At 62.3% G+C, this 17,578-nt stretch carries 8 protein-coding genes; 3 read left to right on the top strand and 5 right to left on the bottom strand.

Annotated features, from left to right (window positions below):
* Positions 1 to 73 precede the first annotated feature (73 nt).
* The gene (locus HX792_RS04190; RefSeq protein ID WP_176994905.1) at positions 74 to 2,092 is read right to left on the bottom strand and encodes a TonB-dependent receptor; all 2,019 of its coding nucleotides are present in this window, start codon (positions 2,090 to 2,092) and stop codon (positions 74 to 76) included.
* A 223-nt stretch (positions 2,093 to 2,315) separates the two neighbouring features.
* Between HX792_RS04190 and HX792_RS04185 the strand changes: the two genes are divergently transcribed.
* The gene (locus tag HX792_RS04185) at positions 2,316 to 2,549 is read left to right on the top strand and encodes a VF530 family DNA-binding protein (RefSeq protein WP_003188882.1); all 234 of its coding nucleotides are present in this window, start codon (positions 2,316 to 2,318) and stop codon (positions 2,547 to 2,549) included.
* Between the two features lie 4 nt (positions 2,550 to 2,553).
* Complete coding sequence (locus HX792_RS04180) at positions 2,554 to 3,177, top strand: Pr6Pr family membrane protein (protein ID WP_176994904.1); 624 nt, start codon at positions 2,554 to 2,556, stop codon at positions 3,175 to 3,177.
* A gap of 82 nt (positions 3,178 to 3,259) precedes the next feature.
* On the opposite strand, the gene HX792_RS04175 is transcribed toward HX792_RS04180, so the two are convergent.
* From HX792_RS04175 to HX792_RS04165, 3 genes are all read right to left on the bottom strand, one after another.
* Complete coding sequence (locus HX792_RS04175) at positions 3,260 to 4,009, bottom strand: siderophore-interacting protein (RefSeq protein WP_176994903.1); 750 nt, start codon at positions 4,007 to 4,009, stop codon at positions 3,260 to 3,262.
* Entirely contained in the window at positions 4,006 to 4,533 is a 528-nt protein-coding gene (locus HX792_RS04170; RefSeq protein ID WP_176994902.1) for a PadR family transcriptional regulator, read from the bottom strand. The genes HX792_RS04175 and HX792_RS04170 overlap by 4 nt, the downstream gene beginning before the upstream one ends.
* Before the next feature lie 101 nt (positions 4,534 to 4,634).
* A complete protein-coding gene (locus HX792_RS04165; protein WP_176994901.1) occupies positions 4,635 to 9,455 on the bottom strand; it encodes an NEL-type E3 ubiquitin ligase domain-containing protein in 4,821 nt (1,606 codons plus the stop codon).
* Between the two features lie 274 nt (positions 9,456 to 9,729).
* Between HX792_RS04165 and HX792_RS04160 the strand changes: the two genes are divergently transcribed.
* Complete coding sequence (locus tag HX792_RS04160; protein WP_176994900.1) at positions 9,730 to 14,286, top strand: hypothetical protein; 4,557 nt, start codon at positions 9,730 to 9,732, stop codon at positions 14,284 to 14,286.
* Here the strand turns inward: HX792_RS04160 and HX792_RS04155 are convergent.
* Positions 14,221 to 17,361: a transglycosylase domain-containing protein gene (locus HX792_RS04155; RefSeq protein ID WP_176994899.1), complete on the bottom strand. Its 3,141-nt coding sequence runs from the start codon at positions 17,359 to 17,361 to the stop codon at positions 14,221 to 14,223. The two genes, HX792_RS04160 and HX792_RS04155, sit on opposite strands and share 66 nt — an antisense overlap.
* Positions 17,362 to 17,578 lie beyond the last annotated feature (217 nt).

Here is a 17,578-nt window from a genome sequence, read left to right as displayed (position 1 = left end):
GGAGCCGGCTTGCCGGCGATGGCGATTTCAAGGGCGCCCTCGCCGGCAAGCCGGCTCCTACAGGTGGGTGTTTTTAGAAGGTGGTGCGCACACCAAACTGCACACTGCGCCCCGGCGCTGGCGCGATGTCGCGCAGGATCGAGCTGGCATACCGCACGGTCTGGTTCGTCAGGTTTTCACCGTTCACAAACGCCAGCCACTGGCTGCCCCCCACATTGAAGCGATACCCCGCGCTCGCCCCCAGCGTGGTGTAGCCGTCGGTGCCGCTCTCGTTATCCGGCACACGGCCTTGGCCTGCGGCATGTTCCACGTCGATACGTGCCTGCCACCGGTCCAGCTCCCACAGCAACCCGCTGTTCAAGCGCAGCGGGGCGATGCGGGGCAAGGCTTCGCCGGTGTCCAGGTTGGTGGCGCGGGTGTAATCGCCCGACAGTTCCAGCGCGAATTTACCGTAGGCGCTTTCGCCAAGTTTCCAGTGATCCTGGGCTTCGAAGCCGGCGAAACGGGCACGCACACCTGAGTATTTGTATTCAGGAATGCCAGCAGCGTCTTCTTCGCCTTCATCGTTCAGCGTGCGGCCGGTGCCCAGCAAACCGATGTAGTTGGAGAAGCGGCTGTAGAACACACCGAAGCTGCCCTTGTGGGTGCCATTGTCAAAACGCAGGGCCAGGTCGCTGGACACGGCTTTCTCTTTCGACAGGTTGGCGTCGCCCAACTCGTAGGTGCCGGTGGCGACGTGGGCGCCGTTGGCGTACAGCTCGTAGAACGTTGGTGCGCGCTCGGTGTAACCCAGGGTCGCGGCCAGGGACCAGACCGGCGTGAGGGTGTAGACCGCGCCCGACGACAGGCTGCCGGCGGTGAAGTCATTGGACTTGTCGGCACCGGCAAAGCGCGCGTTGCCCTTGGCATCCGGGTCGACTGTGGTGTGTTCCAGGCGCCCGCCGAGGCTGAGTTTCAGGCGCTCGGTGGCTTGCATTTCTTCAAGGATGAACAGCGCACCAGCATTGGTGTCGGTCTGCGGCACGAAGGCCTCTTCGCCCAGCGCCGAAAACTCGTTGCGGGTCACCTGGGCGCCGACCACGCCATCAAACGGGCCGATGGGTTGGTGGCGGGCTTCTACGCGGGCTTCATAGCCTTTGTTCTTGAAGATCGTGCCGGTTTCACCACCTTCGATTTCACGGTGCTCGTAGTCGGTGTAGCCCGCGTCGAGTTTCACCGAGGTGAACGGGCCTTGCAGGTTGCGGATCTCGGACGCGAACGCGTAGTGATCCTGCTTCATGCGAATACGTACATCCTGCTCGGCGGGGGAGCCGTAGTTGCTGTCGTAGTTGCTATAGGACAGCCCGGCGTAACCGTCGTCCCAGGTGTAGGAACCGCCCACCGCGCCGCCGTCCTGGCGCCCGTCGCTGTTGCCCAGGCGGCCGTTTTTGCCGGGGCCGTCTTCACTCTCCGGTGCGTGGCGACTGCGAGCGTAGCCAGGGATTTTCAGGTCGTTGAATTCCCGCGCGTTGGCGTCCAGGTGCAAGGCGAAGGTGCCGTTGCCGGCTTCCAGTTTGCCGGCGCTGCTGCGGGTGGTGTCGGCGCCGCCGTAACGCAACTCACCGGCACCGTGGATGCCTTCGATGGCTTCGGTGGGGATGCGGTTGTCGAAGGTATTGACCACGCCGCCGATGGCGCTGCCGCCGTACAGCAAGGCCGCCGGGCCGCGCACGATTTCGATGCGGTCGACGTTGACCGGGTCCAGCGGCACGGCGTGGTCGTAGGACAGCGACGAGGCGTCCAGCGCGCCAACGCCATTACGCAGTAGACGGATGCGGTCGCCGTCCTGGCCACGGATGATCGGCCGGCTGGCCCCCGGGCCGAAGTACGAAGACGACACGCCCGGCTGCTTGTTGAGGGTTTCGCCGAGGCTGCCTTTTTGTTGCAGGGTCAGGTCATCACCTTCCAGCACGGTGGTCGGCGAGGCAAGTTGCTCGCTGCCCAGCGGGTTACCGGTGATGACTTGGGGTTGCAGTTCCAGGGCCTGGGTGTGGGAGCTGATCAACAGGGCGGCGGCAAGCGGGGACAAGCGCCACAGTGAGGAGAGGGACATCGGGACATTCCTTGGCAAAACGGCAAAAAGAGAAGGCTTAAAACGGTTTCGAGCGCGTTACTTTTCATAACAATCTGATAAGTATCGTTACAATATAACATCTCTTTTTTCGCTGAAAAGGGGAACTTTTCCCAAGGGTCTATATTCAATGCGGTGCTTCCACCTGCACGCCCCGTCGGCTAAGGTGCGCGGCTGTATTTCCTCTTATTGCAAAAGGCCCGGCATGACCGCGACAAGCAACGACCCTCTTCACGGCGTGACCCTGCAGCACGTGCTGACCACCCTGGTGGAACACTACGAATGGTCGGGGCTGGCCGAGCGCATTGATATTCGCTGCTTCAAGAGCGATCCGAGCATCAAGTCGAGCCTGACCTTCCTGCGTAAAACCCCCTGGGCGCGGGAGAAGGTCGAAGGGTTGTACGTCAAGCTGATGCGCACCAAACGCCCGCTGGACTGACCCCATGAAGCGGTTCGTGGCGGCTGCGGCGTTGGCCGGTTGGGTGGGGTTGGCGATCCAGCAATACCTGATCTTCTATTCGCGCTGGACCAGCGGCGCCAGCCTGCTGGGCGGGCTGATCAACTTTTTCAGTTTCTTCACGGTACTGACCAACACCTTGGTGGTGGTGGTGCTGAGCTATGCGCTGGTGGATCGTGATTCGGCGGCGAAGCGCTTTTTTCTCGCGCCCAAAACCAGCAGTGGCATCGCCGTGAGCATCGCGGTGGTGAGCCTGGCCTACAACCTGTTGCTGCGGCATTTGTGGCAGCCCGAAGGCTTCCAGTTCATCGCCGACGAATTGCTCCATGACGTGATGCCGGTGCTGTTTTTACTCTACTGGTGGCGCTGCGTGCCCAAGGGAACCCTGCGCCTCAGGCACATCGGCGCCTGGGTGCTCTACCCGTTGGTGTACTTTGCGTATGCACTGCTGCGGGGGCATTTGCTCGGGCAGTATCAGTACCCGTTCATTGACGTGGACACCTTGGGTTATCCACAGGTGTTCGTGAATGCCGGGGGGATTCTGGCGGGGTTCATCGTGATTGCGTTGGCGGTGGTGGGGCTGGATCGAGCGCTAAAACCTGCGCGCTAACTTGTAGGAGCCGGCTTGCCGGCGATCGCGGTGTGTCAGGTATACCGCCATCGCCGGCAAGCCGGCTCCTACAGGTCAGGGGTCAGGCCTGCCAGTAGCCTACGGCCTTGAGGAAGTCCTCATTGATCTTGTGGGTGTCCAACAGCACGCGCCGAACCTGGCGCGACAACTTGGTTTCGGTGGCCACGAAGCTGTACAGCGAACCAGCCGGCAGCGTCAGCTTCTGCACTGTATCGAGCAGGTCGTCCTGACCGCGAATCACCCAGATCACTTCCACATCGGCAGCGCTTTGCAGCGCCTGTTTTTCCGCCGCATTGGCGATTTCGATTACCGCCAATACAGTGCGCCCAGCGGGCAGTTCTTCGAGGCGCCGAGCGATGGCGGGCAGGGCGGTTTCATCGCCGATCAGCAGGTAGCTGTCGAAGATATCCGGCACGATCATCGAACCCCGCGGCCCGCCGATATACAGGTGCTGGCCGACCTGCACCTGGTCGGCCCAGGTGGACGCAGGGCCGTCGCCGTGCAGCACGAAGTCGATGTCCAGCTCACCGATGCTCAGGTCGAAACGCCGTGGCGTGTAGTCGCGCATCGGCGGTTGCGGGCCGTCGCCCTTGATGGTGAAGGTCGGGCTTTCCAGGGCCGCCTGTTCTTCGGCGTTTTGCGGGAACAGCAGTTTGATGTGATCGTCGCTGCCCAGGCTGACAAAGCCCGCCAGTTCAGGCCCGCCCAGGGTGATGCGACGCATGCGCGGGGTGATGTCGACCACCCGCAGGACTTCGAGGCGGCGACGTTTGATTTCGTGGGTCACGCGGTGGATAACTTGCGTATTCATTGAGCTTTCCCGTCGGCGATGGATTGGGCGGTGCTGTTGAGCAGCGCCGCGACACGAACGATTTCTTCCGGGCTCCAGCGCCCGTGGTGCGAGTGCAAGGCATGGCGCAGGTTGTGCACCGCCTCGTGGATTTCCGGCGGCCGGTCATGGCCGCGCAACGAGCGCTTGCTCACATCGATGCGCATGCGTACGCCGTCCAAGGCCACCTGTTGCTCACTTAAGAAGAGACGACCGGCGTCGGTGATTGTGTAGCGTTTTTTTCCGCCTTCGGCGTCGCCCTGGATCAAATCGCTTTCTTCCAGGAAGGTCAGCGTCGGGTAGATCACGCCGGGGCTGGGGGTGTAAGCGCCGTCGAAAAGGCTTTCGATGCGGCGGATCAAGTCGTAGCCATGACACGGCTGTTCGGCGATCAACGCGGGCAGCAACAGCTTCAGATCGCCGGGGGCGAATACGCGCGGGCCGCGTCCGCCGCCGCGCTCGCGGCGAGGGTCGAAGCCGTCGCGCTGGTGGGGATGGTCTCTCATGGTCAGTGACTCCTGAGCGGGTTTAGATATAACGTAAGATATATCTTAAAGTATGACAAACGTTTCTGACCGACGGTCGATGCCACGTCACGGTGCCCCGATTATTTATCCTCCGTCGGCGTGCCGTGCCCGCTTTCATAGTCACTCAGGCGCGCCAGAAATTGACAGGTCAAGCGACGGGCCAGGGTCTGCTCGCTGGGGCTGTCTTCACTGAAGCCTGCTGCGAGCAGGTGTTCGTAGGTGCGTGCCGACATCGGCGCGCCGCTCAACACGTCGGCGTGGCTGACCTTGAGGGTGTCGGCCAGGGCGAGCAGGCCTGGCGCGAGTATTTCGCGCTCTGCAGGTTCGGCACTGGCCCATGCGTTCTGGGCGAACATCAGGTCGTCCAACGGGCCCATCAACGCCTCGGCCCGTTCGCGGCTGGCCTGGAACAGGTCGGCGTGGCGTTCGCGCAGGAAGGTGTCCCAGAACGGCTGTTCAAGCATGCCGTCGGCCAGCCCATCACCTGCTTCCAGGCCAGTGACCTCGTCGTAGGCTTCATTGAGACGGGCCTCGCCAACGCCCGAGGTCAACCGGTAAGTCATGTGCTCGGACACCCACGGCAAGTCGAGCCGGCGCTGAAGCCCGCTCTGATATGCCAGGTACACCTCCACTTCGTCGACACTGCCGGGCAGGCCAGCGACCACTTCGTGATTGAAGCGCAGGCCCAGGCCGCCTCGGTCTGTCGGAGTGACGCGATGGCGGATGTCGGCACGGGCTACCTGGTTCAGACGGTCCAGGCGCGCCTTGCCCCGGGCCAGCTGCGTCAGCTGTACGTCGTGCAATGGGCCGTGCGGGTGTTCGCCGATCTCGGCCAGTTGCACTTCCAGGCCCATCGCGTTGAACAGATGGGCGCCGGCATCGGCACAGGTGACCGGGTTGTCCGCCAGGGTGAATAAACGTGAGCGCAAGGTTTCGTCCCGTTGCATGGCCAGCAGCATGCGCCAGACCTTGCTGGTCAATGCTTTGCGATTGAGTCGATAAAGCCGGGCATCGTCCAGCACTTCAAAGAACTCTGGAGGCTCCAGGCTCTTGATGACTTCGAAGAACCCCTGGGAACCGTGTTCGTGTTCGACCTCCTCCCAAAGCTGGGCGAGCCAGGGCTGATGGGCCTGTGGCTCGGTCTTGAGCCAGAACTCGGCATCGCCTTTGGGCGGGTAGCTGCGATAGGGGTCGAACCCGGCTTCCAGGCGATAGCTGATCAACTGCTTCTCGGCCTCCGGGGTCAGGCGGTTACGGTCCAGCCTGACTTGCGCAATCAGTTCGGCCTCGGGCGCCCAGGGCAGAAACTGCGGGATGCGTTCAATGGCGGTATTACGCAGGTCGAGCAGGAATTGCGCGGTGCGCGGCAGTTCAAACAAACCGTCGGGCCAGTCATTGATGCCGGTATTGCGCAAAATCAGCGAATGCAACGCAGGCAAGCGGCCGATGGGCGGTGCGCGGGTGAGTTCCCGATTGTCAGCCAGGGACAGAAACTGCAACGGGCGCAGGCTGCCCAGTTGATCCAGGTCGCGGCTAACCCAATGGATGGGGTTGCCGCTCAGGTCCAAGTGACTCAGTGACGCCATCGGTGCGATCTGCGGGGGCAGTTGGGTGAGCAGGTTGCGTTGCAGGTTCAATCCACGCAGTTGGGTGAAGTGCGAGAGGAAGGGCGTATCGCTGTCCAGCAAGTCGGCGTTGATCAACTCCAAGTGCGTGATATGGCTGAAGTCTGCCTGCAACCGCAGGTTACCCAACAGGCCGGACAGGCGTATGCCATTGAACAAAAGGCCGCAGCCTTCGGCGGGTGGGTTGATGTTCTGCTCCCAGGCGTACAGCAAGTCCTTGGTCAGGTTCAGGCGTCGTTGGCGGTCAACCGGTTGATCGTGAGGTTCGGTTGCCTTCATCCAGGTGCTCAGGTCCTGTTGCAGCGTGGCTTTTTCAACCACCCGGGCCTCAAAACGCGCCAGCCATTGCAAGTCTTCGAGGCTGCCCAGGCAGGCGTCGATGTCGGCGCGTGAGGCGCGGGGGTACAGGTTTTTCACACGTTCTTCCAGGGACTCGGGGAACAACTGGCAAAACCACTGGCGCACCGGCAGCATGGGTTTTTGCAGCAGTACCTGCGTATCTCGTGCAGGGGTGGGGGCCGTCTCGGCGCCGGCCAGCGCGGTGCGCCGTTGCTCCGGAGTGCGCAGGTGTTCCGCCACCCAGGCCTTGAAGTGCTCAGCGTCGAAGCCCAGTGCCACACGTTCGCCGGCGGGTAACGCGTGCAGTACCGCCTCGAAGAAGTCGCTGTAGGGCGCTGATAGCGGGCGTTGTTGCGCGTAGAGCTGGTAGTGCCCATCGGTTCTGACCAGCGCCTGCATGTGACGGGCGTCTGCCGGCCCGGCGCTGGCGCGTACGGTGGCTCGAGGATGGTGCGGGCGCACTTCGATGCGGGTGTGCGCCAGTGCATTGCTGTGCAGCTGCAGGATGCGTAGCACCATCTGTTCGGTGTTGGCGTCCAGCATCGACGGTGTATGGAACCCTTGCACGCCGCGGGCGGTGCGGGTTTGTAAATGCAGTTCACGGGCGATGTTTTTCAAGCGCAGCGGCAAGCGTCGTTCGGTCTCCAGAATCGCTCGTTCGTCCGGACGCGCCAGGCTCAGGACATGCTGCACCACGCTGTCCGGGAGGTCTGGGAAAACCTCTCGCACCCGTGCGGCGAGTTCGCTGCCGGCGTTTTCACTGTGGCGATAGAGGTAGTCAAACACCGAGGCATGACGCTGCGTGAGCAGTCGCGCAAGTCTTTCGCGCAGGGCCTCAATGCAAGCCTGACGCTCGACGGGCAGTTCGCCCAGCAGCGCGTGCAGCTCTGGTGGGGCAAGCGTACTCGCCAGTCGCTCAGGCAACTTGCCTTGGTTCAAGTCGTGGCGACTGATATCAAGGGTACGGCTCGCATCTTGAGCGCCGAAGCGCATGGGCACGCCGCTGAGATCGGCGCTTTCAAACACGGCTATCTGCACTTGGACCGGCCAGCCGGGCAGTTCGAGCGCCAGATGCGGGCTCCAGTAAGTGTCGTCGTCTACCGGTTCGCCCTGGCGCAAGCGCATGGGCAGTTCGCCGGCCTGTTGGTTCAATCGCGTGCGTTTGAGGGTGTCGGCCAGTATCGGGCTTGGCGGGTTATCGGTCTGGATCGCGCGCAAGGTGTCGTGATCCAACCCACTGGCAGCCAGGATCTGCTGCTGTTGTTCACGGCTGAAAGGACCCAGCTCACGCAGACGGCGCTGATCGGTCCAGGCCCGGGGCGTGCTGTTCAGTTGGATCGGTGGCGCGTACGCATCGGCGCGTGTGGGGTGCGTTATGCATTGCCCGCCTCGGGCTTCGTCACGTTCGACCCTGTAATACCGACCGTCCACCGGCAGAAGGTGACGCCCTTCGTGCAGGTGCAGCCCCTCTTCATCCGGTAAAGATTGCGGCGCCAACTGCACATTGTGTTGCTCATAAACGGCAGGGTCGGGGTGCCACAGGCGTTGGCGACCCTGAACTTCGATCACCTTGAGCTGATTGACGAACGCCGACGGCACCAGCGTCGTGGCCACGCCGAACGCGGCCAGTTGGGCCATTTCGTTGAGTACATCCAACAGGTGGGTGGTTGCTTCCAGCGCCTGGCCCTCGGCCAGGTCCAAGGCACCTTCGACCACTTCGTCGAGCAGTTGCCAGGCGGTGTACGCCAGCATGACCTCACCCAACAACGGCACAAAGGGTGTGGCGACCAGCAAGGCGGCGTTGAGGATATCGCTGAGCAATTGGCTGACGTTGTCCCACCAGGCCCAGCGTGCCTTGCTGTCGGCGTCGGCGGTGGAGACAGCCAGTTCGCGTCCGTCATTGAGGATCTTGTCGAGGCTGCGCTGGTAGAGAAAGGTCCAGAGCTCGCCGTCGATACGCACGGCGGCAAATGCCAGTTGCGGCTTTTCGATGGGGGTGTCGCGCCACGGCGGGCGCATATCGATGACGTCCTTACGCGGGTGGTATTGAATGTGGCTCAAACGTTGCGCCAGGGTGCTGAAAAAGCGCCCGCGTTGTTGTTGATCGACGAATTGGCTGAAGAAGGTGCGGTAGTCGTTATCTTGCAGGCGCGCGGTGAGCGCGAGCATGAAGGCGTGTGTATCGGCATAGGCCTTCAACGGGGTCTGCGGGTCGTGAGGGATGTAGACGATCACAGGGGAGGGGTGCTTGGCACTATCCAGGTCAGCGGCGATCAACAGAATGCCGGTCAGCACCGTATCGAGCATCTGCAAACGATAGAACTGCATTACACCACGCTCACCCTTGAGCGTACGTTGCACCAGGTGAAATACCGTTGCATCGATTTCACCCCGATGCAGCGCCAGATGGGCTGCAGCATTGAGCATCGCTTGCTGGCTGGCGATAACCTGGCGCTGCAATAAGTGCGAGTCCCTGGGCAACAGGTGTTCACGCAGATGTTGCTGGTAGCGCGTTCCCAGGTCCAGTTCGCGGCACAGCACAATGAACTGCTGGATGCTCATCTGACGGTGCAGGGGCAGGATGTTGAAGTGTCGGCGGGTGTCCGGTCGGGTGATGTAACACGAGGTATCAATGAAGGTTTCGTGGCGTGCGAAGTTGTGCAGCGCTGCGTCGAGCAGCGACACGGTCCGGCTGACGCTACCTTTGAGCAGCCATCCCTTGCTGGTATGCAGGTATAGATGAGTGTCGCGCACGTCGAGGTCCAACCCATACCTCGCTTTCAGGGCGCCGACCAACAGCGGCTCGGCAAAGGCATGCACGTCCTGCAGGTTTTTGAGGCGCTGATCGACGCAGTTTTGCCTGGCCCAGGCCTGAGCGTTGGCTGTCTTGAGCGAGGCGGGGGGATTGACGAACAGCGCTGGTGGGACCTGGCGCAACGCCTTGGCTCTGTGTACAGACGTTTGACTGAGCCAGGCGGGCAAACTTTGCTGTATCCGTGAGTGATGCGGACCTTTGTCCGCAGGTGGGGCAAGCATGGCGGCAGACCTTGAAAAAGAACAAGGCCAGGAGGTTAGGTCGGCAACCTGCGTAATCTGAATTACATAGTTAAGCGTCGTCTGAAAACGCGGTAAGCGCCATGCTAACTGTGTAGTGCCAATCGTGATTGGCGCGAGGCTAGCGTGGTGTTTTGAAACCGACGAGAGCCTGCTGATGACCGCTTCCGATAACCGCCCAACTTCCTTGCGCCAACGGCATGTCGAGCAGATTCAAACCCTGCTGAGTCCGCGACCGTCGTTGTTGGCGGTCGCGCAGGACAGTGCTGATGCCTGCCTGCAAGTACACTTCGGTGAACACAGGTATAACGCCGCCCGGATCTACCTGGCCACTGATGGCGAGCCCTATCGTTCTTTGCCCGAACTGCTGTTGGAACGTTTGGCGGCGGCCCGGCCAACGTTGTTGGAAGAGGGCGTGCACCAAGTGGTTCAACGCGTGCGAGAAACCTATGAGCCGGCCGGTCCCGGCCTCGCCGAGTTGGAAGTGCTGATCAACCGCTGTGGTACCAGACTGCTAGATTTTTATTCGCGGCGCCTGCAAGCCTGGTGGGGCGAATCGCTGCCAGTGAACATGACGCGATGGGGCTATGTGTCCGATCAGTTGCTGGCCATGCTATACGATTCGCCTGCCCGTCCTGGAATGAGTCAGGCTCGGTTTGCCGAGCTTTTTCCCAAAGCGCAATTGCATGCACGCCGTCCCACGCGTGAGTGGAGTGCCCAAAGCCAGACGCTGACCGTGCAGACTCTGCATCTGCGTCAAGGGCAATCCGTACACAGTTTGCCGCTGCTGCTGTTTACCCCCAAAGACGGGCACCCCCTGCTGTTCAGCCCCGCCAGCGGTCTTCACCTGCTGGACAACCCGGATCAGGTCCAGGCGCTGTTGCCGGCCTACACCAGCCCCTTGCTTGGCGAGGCGGGCGGGCAATGGTTTGCCCTGCCCGTACAAGGTGATCCGTTCGATGCGCTGGCTGCCAGTTACCTGGAGCGCCAGTTGCTGGAGATCGCCCATATCGACACCCGGTTGCCGCGTACGGCGCACGATTACCGGGCCATGTTGGACATCATCACCGACAGCCGGCGCTGGTTTGTGCCGAGCCTGAATACGCGCCAGCAACGCCTGTTCGAACAGTTGCCGTTATGGCTGGCACAGGCACCGCAGGAGGATGCCGTGCTGTGCGCGCAACTGCTCCAGGCCTCGGTGCTGGCCAGGCAGCACAGTGGCGCACTGGATTTTCTTGAGGGTATTCCCACCTTGCAAGCCTATGCCGATGAGCGCTTGGGGGCGTGCCTGGCCAGGCACCCCCAGGCCGGCAAGCTCGCTCCCGGTGATATCCGGTTGACCTTCAGCCGGGTGATCGCTGCTGCTGTGCCTGTACCGGGAGGATTTGTTGCCGGAGAAGTGCAAACCCTTGATGTCAGCCTGACCGAGCTGGCCCTGGAACGCCTCGGCGGGTTCAACGCCACGCTCAAGACCATCACCCTCAACGGCAACGCGGCACCCACATGGCTGACGTATGAGTGGCTCGAGGCGTGCGTGAACCACGTCGATATCGGCCAGCACTACCCGGCGTTGCTGAAAAAGCAGCTGGTGGAGGACGCAGAACAAGCGGCCAGGCGTCGGAGGTTGTTCAGCGAGCAGGTGCGTATCCAGCTGCCGATGCTGGCGCTGGAGGCACACCTCAAGGGCGAGCATGGGCTGACCCACTCGGGTGTGCGCCGCGTACAGACGGCACTGCAAACCGGCGAGACGCAGCGTCAAGTCGATGGGCAAACGATGACGGTGTGGCCACTGGCGTTCAAGGCCTCTGCCGAGGCCGGCGCCGACGAGGTGGCCAATATGTTCATCTTCGGTCCTGCCGATGGCGAGGCTGGTCCCCATGTGCTGTATCGCCCGCTGTACACCCCGGTGTTGCAGCAATACGCGTCGCTGCCCGACCTGCTCGATGCTATCGCGCGTCCAGGCCCCTTGCAGGACAGCGTGTTGACTTGGTTGGAACCTAGGCGTCAAGCGGTGTACGCCAATGGGGGCTTTCGCGAGCCGCATATCCGGCATTTCCTGGCGGGCGATGAGTTTGCCACCTATGAAAAACCTGCTCCTGCGCGCTTGAGCAAACGGGTGGCCGAGGCGGACCCCGCCGCGCAGTTGTTCAGCGCCATGGCCCGGGCGCTGGTGACCCTGGCGGACCGGCAAACCCTCTCGAATACCGAGCAACGCTGGGCCGGTTTCAAACAGTTGGGGTGGCTGCTGTTTGGCATCGTGCAGCCTTTGCTAAGCGGGCCGCTGATGTTGGCTGCGTGGCTGGTGCAACTGATCGACAGCGCGCAGCAGGACATGGCGGGGCTGCACAATGCTGACCCTCAGGCAAGAAATGCCGCGTTGGTCGACCTGCTGGCCAACCTGATGGTCGTCATTGCGCACCAGGCAGCGCCCCATGATGCGCAGCACCCCCTCGAACTGGAACATGTTGCTTTCGGCTCCTTGGCGGCTGTCGAGCCGGCGCCGTTGCCGCCTGTTCGCATCCCGCCACCCGCGCAGTTCACCGCCCCGGCAGGGTGGGCCAATGCACGTCATACCCTGACCCCGGAGCTTGCAGCGCGGCTGCGGGCCTTGAGTGTGAAAACCTTCGCCGAGCCCTGGCCGGCGTTGTTGCCTGGCGCCGAAACCTCCGGGCCCTGGCAAGGTTTGTTGCACAGTGCAAACCAATGGCAGGCGCTGGTCCGTGGCCAGCAGTTCCGGGTAAGGGTGGAGCGCGGGCGGGTCAGGGTCATCAGTGCTGATGGCAGCCGTCCCGGGCCCTGGCTCAAGCACCTTGGCCAGGGCCGCTGGGATCTGGACCTGCAACTGCGCTTGAGCGGTGGCGCCAGTGATAGGGCTGCGCAAGTGACCGCCGACCAGCGCCCGCAGTTGGAACAGCACTACCAACAGGCTCGGCGTGATCGCGCGCGCGCCCAAGCCAGCCTGGAAGTCGCACGCAGCCTGGTCAACGGGCCTGAGGGCGTGGTGGATGAACGCCAACGTAGCCAGCTCAAGTCCCGTTATTTCAAGGCATTGACGGAAAAGCTGCAGTTTTGCCAGGACGAGTTGCACTTGTTACGACAATTGCGCGAGCTGGCGCCCAGGCCGCGTTATGAGGAGGAGTTGAGCGAGGTGTTGGAGTCGACCGTGCTGACCACGCAGTTACTGGATGCGATGGTGCGCAGGCAATTGCAAGAGGGTAATGAGCGCCTGCGGCCACTGCTGGAAACGTTGCAAACCGACCCACAGGCATCTGGCCATACGGAACTGAAAAAGGGCATGCGTGAGCTGGCGGCGATCCACGACAGCGCCATTCGTTGGCGCATGCTGGAGCAGCGCTACCTTGAGGAACTGCGTGGGGTGCCGCGCGTCGGCCGGGACAAAGCCCAGGCGTTGGCCAACGTCATGCCCGTGCGTCCATCGGTAGCAGACCTGCAATCCCTGCAACTGACTACGTTGTGGGGCATTGCCATCGATGTGCCAAGCCCGTTTCTGGAGGACGATTTCTACGCGAACCTGAGTGCCACGGTTGACCGCGCCCGGTGGGCCAGCCGCGCCTTTGCCGATCTACCGCAATTGAGTGCCGGGTCTACCGAACGCGTCGAGCTGCTCGACAGCATTGACCACGTTTTTGCGCAGACCGATGACCGCATCGAATTCTGGCGTGCCATGGAACCTGAAAAATTTGATCTTGATTATCTGCAACAACTGCAGGAATTGCTGGCCACTCTGCACCGGCAAGTGCAGACGCAGTTGGAGTCGCTGTTGCAACCTGACGCCAGCGAATCGTCCGTGGTCAAGGCACCTGCAGCTGCTGGTCGCGGTGGCAAGATCATTCGTACGCGTAATCGTGACCTCTTGGTCGCGCGCCTGAGCCCGGAACCCATGACCGTGCAGACGGTACAGGTGCATGACGCAGAGGGTGGTGTGATCGGTACGTTCACCGAAGCCGATGACGGCATCTGGGATCAGCGCGTCAACCCCGCACCCTTGCGCCCGGACCCCGAACTGGGGGCACTGATGAAAAAGTCCGGGGTGTTGTTGCACGACGTGGACAAAGCCATTTCCCGGGTTGAAGGCATGGTCGAACGGGCTAACGATCCGGCGTCGCTTCAAGAGTTGCTCCAGGCTGAGGCGCGCAGCCGGACCTGGGCCGCCGATGCGATCGCGCGCAAGTTGCGTGAATCGGGTGGTACGCGCCTGGCCGCCGTGCAGCAGGCCAATGCGCGGGCCGCCGAAACCCAGCTTCGCGCCGCAGTGGCCAAGTTGGAGCAAGCCGGCTTGAACGCACGCATTCGCGCCACTCTGTTGCGGCCCGTCAGCCAGGAGGATGTGGCGTTCCTGCACAGCCAGGGTGAAGTCCGCATTGTTCGCAAAGGGCCACGGGTGGCGCTGAAGGGCCGGCGCGACGACTATCTGCAGGTGTACGCAGTCAACGACGTGCACAGCGCAAAGCCGGTGTGTTTTGCGCATTTTCATTACGCCCGGCGTGAAGGTCCGGATGATCATTTCACCGCCGCCCACCTCAAGAGCCCCGAGCAGGAGCGCCTCGGCCGACAGGCCCAGGCGCAGGCCGAAGCCTTGGCATTTGCGCAAATGCGCAGTGGTCAGGGCGGCCGTGCGGTGCAGACCTTACAGATCCGCCGCGCGCAGATCGGATTGGCCCTGGCCCGGCGCTTGTTTTTCAGCGTCGACTGATGGCGTGCACAAGGTGTGGTCGCCGGGTTGCAGGTACGGCATCAGGATGGGGGCCATGCCCTTGAGCACCTGCACCGGCAATGCCGAGGTGAAGGTGAAATGCTCGGCCGATTGACCGGGGACGAACGCCGTCAATGTGCCGAAATGGTGTTCGCCCAGGTAGAACACAAAGGTGGCGGTACGGTTGATGGATTTGGAACTGAGGATGCGCCCACCGGCGCCGATGGCCTCGATGCGGTTGTCCCCGGTACCGGTTTTACCGCCCATGGCCAGTGGTGTGCCGTCGGCCAGCTTGAAACTGCCGGCCACGCGCTTGGCGGTACCGGCGTCCACCACTTGGGATAAGGCACCACGCAAGGCCCGGGCCACCTCTACCGGAATCACTTGCTTGCCCGGTGCCGGGTCGTTGACGACTTGGGTTTCATAAGGTGTATCGGCGGCAAAGCGCAGGGTGTCGATGCGCAGCACTTTTGGGCGCACACCGTCGTTGAGGATGATGCCCATCAGTTCGGCCAACGCTGCCGGGCGGTCGCCGGAACTGCCGATGGCTGTGGCAAGGGACGGCACCAGATGATCGAACGGATAGCCAACCGCCCGCCAGCGTTGGTGGATATCCAGGAACGCCTCGATCTCCAGCATGGTGCGGATTCGGCTGTCACGGGCGCTCTGATGGCGGCTCTTGAACAACCAACTGTAAACCTCTTGGCGTTCGAACTGGCTGGCTTTGACCACCTCGCTGAAGGTCGCGTCGGGGTGATTGAGCAGGTAGCCGAGCAGCCACAAATCCAGCGGATGGACTTTGGCGATGTAGCCTTGGTCGGGCAAGTCATAGGTACCGGGGCCGTAGTTTTTATAAAGCTTTTCCAGGCGCTCATCGGTGAGCTTTTCGTTGGTTTTGACCCCGTTCAAGTGCGAGCGCACGAACAGGTTGAAGCTCTCCTGGCTGGCGTTGGGCAGCAGGTAGCGGTGCACGGCAGCCAGGCGGATCGGTGTAGGGCGCAGGCTGTCGAGGAAGGTTTCGAGGCGCGCCTGGGTGTCCTTCTTCTGGTACTTCTTCCAGAACTTGCTCAGGAAGGTGGTGCCTTCACGGTCAGCAAAACCGGCGAGGTATTCCTGGCGGCGCGGGTCGTTGTCGTCCTTGAGCAACTCGGCACTGTTGTTCTCGCCGGAGTAGGTCACGTAGCGCACCAGGTCGCGCATCAGGCGGATGAAGGGCAGGTTGATCGACTCGCGCAACGCGTCGCGCAGTGTGGGGCTGCGGCCGTTGTCCTGGCTGCGGAAGTTATGGAAGTGGTGCAGGCCGCCACCGGTAAAGAAACTCTCGCCGGGGCTGGCTGAGTAAGTACGGTCGAGGGCGGCGTCGAGCATTTTTGCGAGCGATTTGTCCGGCGTCTGGATCAGGTAGTCCAGGGCCCATCGGCTGAGGCGGTCTTGTTCGTCCACCGGGACTTTTCTTAGCTCGGCGGGCGCTTTGGCGGCGTGCTTGTCGTGCAGCTCGCTGATGATTTGCAGGTAGGTGGTGAGCACCCGCAGCTTGGCGGTGGAGCCCAGTTCCAGCTTGCTGCCTTCGTTGATGTCGAAGGGCTGGTCGGTGTTGTCGGTTTGCACGCGCACCCGTGAACCGTCTGGCGTCAGCTCGAAGAGCGTGAAGCTGTAGCGGACCTGGGCGGTGCTGGCCGGGGTGAGCAAGCGCTCGCCGAGCAGGCCGAGCTGGCGCGCGTAGTCGGGGTCGGCCAGGTGCTTGAGGTAGTCGCTGACCTGGCCCTGCAACTGCGCTTGCAAGGTGGTGGTAGCGGACAGGTCCAGGCGGTCGAGGTCGTACAGCGGTCGGTCGAGCAAGGCGGCCAAGCGGCTGCGGGCCACACTGATGCCTTTGTTGGTTTCGACGGGCTGCACCGTGGGTTGCTGCACCCAGTCGCGGTAGGTGACTTTACTCGCCAGCGCGGCCTTTAACAGCGCCGGTGTGATCACGCCATTCTGGGCCAGCAGGCGCAGGTGGCTGTCGGTGAGCTGCGCCAGTTCATCGCGACCCTTGGCCAGGTAATGGGAGGGGCGACGCTGAGCGATGATCAACGACAACACTTGGCGCAAGGCCAGGCCCTGTTCGGCGTTCACCGGCCCGCGCAGCGCCTGGTTGACCTGGTTGAAATCGGCGCCGTACCACACCCGCAAACCCTCGGCCATGCCATGCACTTCGCCATGCCCGGGCACCGCCGACAGCGGCACGCTGTTGAGGTAATCGCGCAGGATGTTCTTGCGGGCGGGCAGCGTATCGGGGCCGTCGTGGTAGGCGCGCACGGCGGCGGAAAACATCTGCCGCAGTTTTTCGCTGCCTGAAACCGTGAGGCCGTCCGGTGAGTGGCGATACTTTTCCAACTGAGTCGCCAGGGTGCTGCCACCGGTACTCTGGCCGGGCAGGTGCAGCAGCTTGGCGATTTGTGACCAGGCGGCTTTGGCAAAGCGTGGCCAGTCCACCGCAGGGTTGGCCTGGGGTTGGGCGGGGTCGAGCAGGTCGCGGTTTTCAATAAACAAAAGGCTGCTGACCACCAGTGGCGGGATGGCGGCGAAACTGTCGTAGAGCTGTTGTGGGTAGTTGTATTGGTAGAGCGGCACCGCGCGGCAATCGGTGATCGACAGCCCGGCCTGGATTTTTTCTGCATAGGGCACAAACAGGCCCTTGGCGCTGTAGTCCATCAGTTCCGGGGAGAAACGTGACTGGGCCTGGATGACATAACCACGTTTGAGCAGACGCGGCAGGAACGTACCCAGGTCGCTGTAGCCCAGGCGCCGGTCGAACGGGCCGGCGCCCGGATAGACCATGGCGTCGCTGGCGCCGGGTTTTACCTGGTAGGTGAGGTCGCGGGCCAGGCGGCTGAGTTCCTGGGCTTGCAGACGCGAGGTGCGCATCTCTTTGGCGGTGGCGAAGCCCAGGGCAATCAACCCCATCAACACGATCAGCCAGAACAGCCGACGGCCGTAGCGGGGCCTGGGTTTATTTTTGGGTAAAGGCGCTGTGTCCGGACTGCCTTGTACTTTCGCAGCCTTGGTCGAATCGGTTTGCCACAGTGCGCCCATAGTCGATTGATCCCTACACGCAGATTGATCGGACTTGTTAGAAGCGTAGTCGCTGAGGGCTGCCTGTGAGGGAAATGTATTTTCCCGGCCAGAATCTCCTGATAGCTACGCCGTTCGGTGCGCTGCGTGACGTTTTGTCGCGCCAGGCAGGATAGATGCTCCTGTTAAATTGCATTTAGGCGAGCGATTGCCCTAAATTGCCTCGCTTTTATAGTGA

This window comes from Pseudomonas sp. B6002 (assembly GCF_013385985.1).
Classification (GTDB): Bacteria; Pseudomonadota; Gammaproteobacteria; order Pseudomonadales; family Pseudomonadaceae; genus Aquipseudomonas.
The sequence above is the reverse complement of the archived record's forward strand: the minus strand, read 5'-3'. Positions and strand labels throughout refer to the sequence as shown.

Excerpts from the sequence above, each read along its gene's own strand:
- HX792_RS04190 (WP_176994905.1), bottom strand. The coding sequence starts at position 2,092 with ATGTCCCTCTCCTCACTGTGGCGCTTGTCCCCGCTTGCCGCCGCCCTG.
- HX792_RS04185 (WP_003188882.1), top strand. The coding sequence starts at position 2,316 with ATGACCGCGACAAGCAACGACCCTCTTCACGGCGTGACCCTGCAGCAC.
- HX792_RS04180 (WP_176994904.1), top strand. The coding sequence starts at position 2,554 with ATGAAGCGGTTCGTGGCGGCTGCGGCGTTGGCCGGTTGGGTGGGGTTG.
- HX792_RS04175 (WP_176994903.1), bottom strand. The coding sequence starts at position 4,009 with ATGAATACGCAAGTTATCCACCGCGTGACCCACGAAATCAAACGTCGC.
- HX792_RS04170 (WP_176994902.1), bottom strand. The coding sequence starts at position 4,533 with ATGAGAGACCATCCCCACCAGCGCGACGGCTTCGACCCTCGCCGCGAG.
- HX792_RS04160 (WP_176994900.1), top strand. The coding sequence starts at position 9,730 with ATGACCGCTTCCGATAACCGCCCAACTTCCTTGCGCCAACGGCATGTC.
- HX792_RS04155 (WP_176994899.1), bottom strand. The coding sequence starts at position 17,361 with ATGGGCGCACTGTGGCAAACCGATTCGACCAAGGCTGCGAAAGTACAA.